Here is a 2416-nt window from a genome sequence, read left to right on the forward strand (position 1 = left end):
GGGTATCCGCCGCGGCCCGCCGGCCGCGCCCCTGGAAGAGCACCGCGGTCGAGGAGATGGGGACCATCGGCACGGCTCCGGGCCGCGCCCAGCCGCTGCGGCAGCCCCCGCACCCCGGCGGCGGCGTCGTCCGCCAGGTCCGGCAGCACGTTGAGGAAGTGCGCGGCGCACCCCAGCAGGGCGCCGCCCGCCACCAGCCACAGCGGCGGCGTCGGCGAACCGGGCAGCGCCAGGACGACGAACGCCGGCAGCAGCCCGAACGACACCGCGTAGCACGCGGGTGACCAGGCGCGGGACTTGCCGCCGAGGTCGTAGGCCCAGGCCGATCCCAGCGCCAGCAGGTGGGCAGCGGCGGCCGGCCAGCCGGTGAGCGCGGTCAGTACCACCGAGACGCCGCCCGCCACCGCGGTCGCCCGGCCGACGGCCGCCCGGGTCAGCTCCCCGCGCGCGAGCGGCTTGTCGTCCCGGCCGGCCGCGCGGTCGCGCTCCAGGTCGACCAGGTCGTTCAGCCACCCGACGGACAACTGCCCCGTCAGCACCGCCGCTGTCAACAGCAGTACGCCGACCGCCCCGTGCCCCCACGCGACGGCCAGCAGCGCGGTGACCCCGGTCACCGCCAGTACGGGCAAGGGGTGCGCGGCACGGCACCAGGACGTTACGGACCCGACGTTCTGTCGCATGTCGGGCAAGTGTGCCAGCCTGACCGCATGGTCATCCTCAGGGAACACCCCGATGAGCCGATCCGGCCCAACGACCCGGCCCTGTACGAGCGCCTGGCGGACGAGTGGTGGTCGCCGCGCGGCTCGTTCGCGATGCTGCACTGGCTCGCCGCCGCGCGCGCGGAGCTGGTCCCGCCCGCCGCCCGCGAGGGCGCGGTGCTGGTCGACCTCGGCTGCGGCGGCGGGCTGATGGCCCCTCACCTGCGGGGCAAGGGCTACCACCACATCGGCGTCGACCGGTCGCCGACCGCCGTCCGCCAGGCCGCCGACCACGGCGTCCTCGCGGTGCGGGGCGACGTCACCGCGGTCCCGCTGCGCGACGGCCGCGCCGACGTGGTCGCCGCCGGCGAGATCCTGGAGCACGTCGAGGACCTCCCGCGCGCCGTCGCGGAGTCCTGCCGGCTGCTGCGCCCCGGCGGCCTGCTGGTGCTGGACACCCTGGCGGACACCGCGCTCTGCCGCGCGCTGGCCATCGGGGTCGCGGAGCGGGTGCCGGGGATGGCGCCCCGAGGAGTCCATGACCCCGAACTTTTGGTGGACCGGGCCGAGTTGGCACGGGAGTGCGCCCGCCACGGGGTTCGGCTCCAGGTACGCGGGGTGCGCCCCTCGCTGCGGGGCCTCGCCGCCTGGCTGGCGCGGCGGTCGGAGACGGTGCCGATGGTCCCCATCTCCTCGACCGCGGTGCTCTTCCAGGGGCGCGGCCGGCGGGCCGCGGCGGATACCCCGGGGCGGCCCCGGGCAGCAGCCCAGCCGGGCCGGACGACACGAGCAGCGGCGGAGGGCTGAGGGATGACAGCGCAGCGGACCGACAGCGGGACCGACACGACGCCCGCCGACATGACGCCCGCCGACACGACGCCCCCGGCCGCCAGCGCCGACCGGGCCACCCCGACGTAGACCGCCGCGTAGGAGGCGACCAGCCACTGCGGCATCACCTGGGCCAGCAGCACCGCCAGGCCGTCGATCCCGCCGAGCAGCGCGTCGGCGGGCAGCGCGACGTCCAAATGCAGGTCGTGGCTGCCGGTGGCGCGCATTCCCAGGGAGTCCCAGGTGGGTTCGACCCGCACGCCCTCGCCACTCGGCACCAGGAAGTAGGAGACCCGGGCGGGCGTCTCCTCCCCGGTGCCGCCCTCCCCGGTGCCGTCCGCCGCGGCGGCGTCCCGTCGTGGCGCGCCGTCGTCGGTCCGCTCGCGCGCCGCGACGAGGTAGGCGTCGGCGTGGCCGGCGCCGGAGACGAACGCCTTCGCTCCGGTGAGCCGGAAGCCGTCGCCGACGCGGCGGTAGGCGGTGGTGATCCGCGACAGCCGCGATCCGGCGCCGCGTTCGCTCATCGCGACCCCGTACAGCGCGCCGGACGCGGCGGCCGCCAGCGCCCGGTCCCGTGCGGTGAACACCTCCTCGTCGACGCCGAGTTCCCGCAGCAACGCGTCGGGGGTGTGCGCCAGCGCGCCGGTGACGGAGGCGTGCATGTTGTAGACCAGCGCCGTCGCGCCGGAGCCGGTGGCGACGGCCTCGGCGACCGCCGTGTACTCGGCGAAGGAGGCTCCGCTGCCGCCCAGCCGCCGCGGCACCAGCAGCCCGAGCAGGCCGGCGGCGCGCAGATCGGCGAAGTCCGCCGCGGGGAAGCTCCCCGCGGCGTCGTGGTCGGCGGCGCGAGCGGCGAACCGCGGCGCCAACTCCCGCGCGGCGGCCAGCGC

The 2416-nt window shown here is 77.2% G+C and carries 2 protein-coding genes and 1 pseudogene; 1 reads left to right on the forward strand and 2 read right to left on the reverse strand.

The annotated features are described in order from the left end of the window. Positions 1-680: UbiA family prenyltransferase (locus HCN52_RS23775; RefSeq protein WP_168090480.1), on the reverse strand; the 680-nt coding region annotated here is incomplete at its 3' end. 132 nt (positions 681-812) lie between these two features. Here HCN52_RS23775 and HCN52_RS25770 point away from each other — a divergent pair. Further along, complete coding sequence (locus HCN52_RS25770) at positions 813-1505, forward strand: class I SAM-dependent methyltransferase (RefSeq protein ID WP_245175405.1); 693 nt, start codon at positions 813-815, stop codon at positions 1503-1505. Between the two features lie 224 nt (positions 1506-1729). Here HCN52_RS25770 and HCN52_RS25775 read toward each other — a convergent pair. Continuing rightward, positions 1730-2395, reverse strand: a pseudogene (locus HCN52_RS25775) (acyl-CoA dehydrogenase family protein); the annotation flags it as partial. Positions 2396-2416: the final 21 nt, after the last annotated feature.

This window comes from Streptomyces bohaiensis (genome assembly GCF_012033785.1).
GTDB lineage: Bacteria > Actinomycetota > Actinomycetes > Streptomycetales > Streptomycetaceae > Streptomyces > Streptomyces bohaiensis.